We start from the raw sequence: 2,449 nt of genomic DNA on the forward strand, positions 1-2,449 counted from the left end.
GTAACCGTCCGGCCACCACCGTCTTTTCGCCGAAGTTTCAATAGCTGAAGATTGTCCCGGACGGGCACCTCAAATTTGTGCCCACAAAGGGATTTATGGGCACAAATTCAAAGGCAGTCATGGCCTCGAAACGGCGAGGCCCCTACCGGCATCACCCGCTGGCGCTGAAGCGGGCGATTGTTGAAGAAACGCTGCAGCCGGGTGCCTCGGTGGCGCAGATTGCCCGTAAACACGGGATCAACGCCAACCAGGTGTTTTTGTGGCGCAAGACCTACCGGGAGGGGCTGCTGCCCGATGCGAAACCAGCGCTGTTGCCGGTCACTCTCGCGCCGCTGATGGTTAGCGATCAGTTGCCGGCGGCCAGCAACTCCGTCAGTACGGGTTGCCTGACGATTGAGTTCGGCCAAGTTCGCGTTCGCATCGAAGGTCGTCCCGACGCTGAGATGCTGCGACTGGTTCTGACAGAGTTGCAGCGGCGATGATCAGTTTGCCCAGTGGCACCCGAATCTGGCTGGCCGCCGGCATGACCGACATGCGTCGCGGTTTTGATGGCCTGGCCAGCATCGTTCAGGAGAAACTCGCCGCCGATCCCTTTGCCGGTCACATCTTCGTCTTTCGCGGTCGCCGCGGTGATCTGGTCAAATTGCTCTGGTGGGACGGGGATGGCCTCTGCCTCTTTGCCAAGCGCCTGGAGCGCGGCCGCTTCATCTGGCCACAGGCCAGCGAAGGCTCGGTGCATCTCTCGGGCGCCCAGCTTTCCATGCTTCTGGAGGGTATCGACTGGCGTCGCCCGAGTCGCACCGGGCAACCGGAACGGGCGGCATAAGAAAGCTGGAGATCCTTGGCTGGCGGGGCTGTTCACACGCTGATGATTCGCGTAAACTCTTGGCATGAACAGCACACATCTGCCCCGCGACACAACGACCTTGCAAGCCATGGTGGTCGCCCAGCAGGCGGAAATCGAGCACCTCAAACTGATCATTGCCAAGCTGCGACGCATGCAGTTTGGCCAAAGCGCCGAGAAGATCGACAAAATGGTCGGGCAACTCGAACTGGCGCTGGAGGAACTCGAAACCGGCAAAGCAGAACGGGCCGAGACCACCGAAATCACCCCGGCAGAAGAGGCGCCTGGCAAACCGGTCCGCAAACCGCTGCCGGACCACTTGCCACGCGATACGGTGGTTTATCCGCCTGAAGCAAGCTGCTGTCCGGACTGTGGCGGTCATCTCAAGCCGCTGGGTGAGGATGTCTCGGAAGTCCTCGACTACGTACCTGCCAGCTTCCGGGTCATTCGCCATGTTCGGCCGAAGCTGGCCTGTGGCCGTTGTGACACCATCGTTCAGGCCCCGGCCGCCAGTCGGCCGATTGCCCGCGGCAGGGCCGGGTCTGGATTGCTGGCGCATGTGCTGGTCGCCAAATATTGCGACCATCTGCCTTTGTATCGGCAGAGCGGCATCTATGCCCGGGAAGGCGTTGATCTGGAACGCTCGACCCTGGCCGACTGGGTGGGGCAATGTTCAGCGCTGCTGCGCCCGTTGGTGGAACGACTGCGGCAACATGTGCTGACCGGCGAGAAGCTGCACGCCGACGATACGCCGGTGCCGGTGCTCGCCCCGGGCGAGGGCAAGACCAAGACCGGGCGCTTGTGGACCTATGTCCGCGATGATCGGCCGGCGGGAAACGAAACCCCGCCAGCCGTCTGGTTCGCCTACTCACCCAATCGCAAGGGGGAGCATCCGCAGACCCACCTGAAATCCTTCAAGGGGATTCTGCAAGCCGATGCCTTTGCCGGATTCAATGCTTTGTATGCCAAAGGCGACATCCAGGAAGCTGCATGCTGGGCCCATGCCCGCCGCAAGTTCTTCGAGATTCATCAAGCTCAGGGCTCACCGATTGCCGCCGAGGCGCTCAAACGAATCGCCGCCTTGTACGCGATTGAAAGCAAGGTTCGCGGACAACCGCCAGACCTCAGGCGCAAAGGGCGGGAACCGGCCAAACCCCTCCTCGATGAATTCCATGCCTGGCTACTCGACACGCGACGACAACTCTCGAAGAAATCCGGCCTGGCGGAGGCCATCGGCTATGCCTTGAACCATTGGCAGGCATTGATACGCTATGCCTCGGATGGGCGCATCGAGATCGACAACAATGCGGCTGAACGGGCATTGCGGACAGTGGCGCTTGGGCGAAAGAATTTCCTGTTTGCCGGTTCCGATGCCGGCGGTGATCGCGCTGCCGCGATTTACAGCCTGATCGGCTCGGCGAAACTCAACGGCCTCGATCCAGAAGCTTATCTGCGCTTCGTCATCGCGCGAATTGCTGACTACCGAATCAACGAACTCGACGACCTGCTACCTTGGCGTGTCGCCGAGCAGATCGCAAATACCGAGCATCACGCTGCTGCCTGACTCCGATTAACTCGGAAAGACGGTAGTGGTCGGACGGTTAC

3 protein-coding genes are annotated in these 2,449 nt (G+C 61.0%); all 3 read left to right on the top strand.

Annotated elements, in window-relative coordinates; translation table 11 throughout:
- Positions 1-119: 119 nt before the first annotated feature.
- The 3 genes from tnpA (at position 120) to tnpC (ending at position 2,408) form a co-directional block, all read left to right on the top strand.
- The gene (gene tnpA / locus JYJ39_RS14135; protein WP_430622485.1) at positions 120-482 is read left to right on the top strand and encodes an IS66-like element accessory protein TnpA; all 363 of its coding nucleotides are present in this window, start codon (positions 120-122) and stop codon (positions 480-482) included.
- Positions 479-826: an IS66 family insertion sequence element accessory protein TnpB gene (gene tnpB, locus JYJ39_RS13840; RefSeq protein WP_205205212.1), complete on the top strand. Its 348-nt coding sequence runs from the start codon at positions 479-481 to the stop codon at positions 824-826. Before tnpA ends, tnpB begins: the two co-directional genes overlap by 4 nt.
- Before the next feature lie 64 nt (positions 827-890).
- The gene (gene tnpC / locus JYJ39_RS13845; protein ID WP_205205218.1) at positions 891-2,408 is read left to right on the top strand and encodes an IS66 family transposase; all 1,518 of its coding nucleotides are present in this window, start codon (positions 891-893) and stop codon (positions 2,406-2,408) included.
- The last annotated feature ends 41 nt before the right edge of the window (positions 2,409-2,449 follow it).

Origin of the sequence: Azonexus hydrophilus (assembly GCF_905120355.1) — a bacterium.
Lineage (GTDB): Bacteria > Pseudomonadota > Gammaproteobacteria > Burkholderiales > Rhodocyclaceae > Azonexus.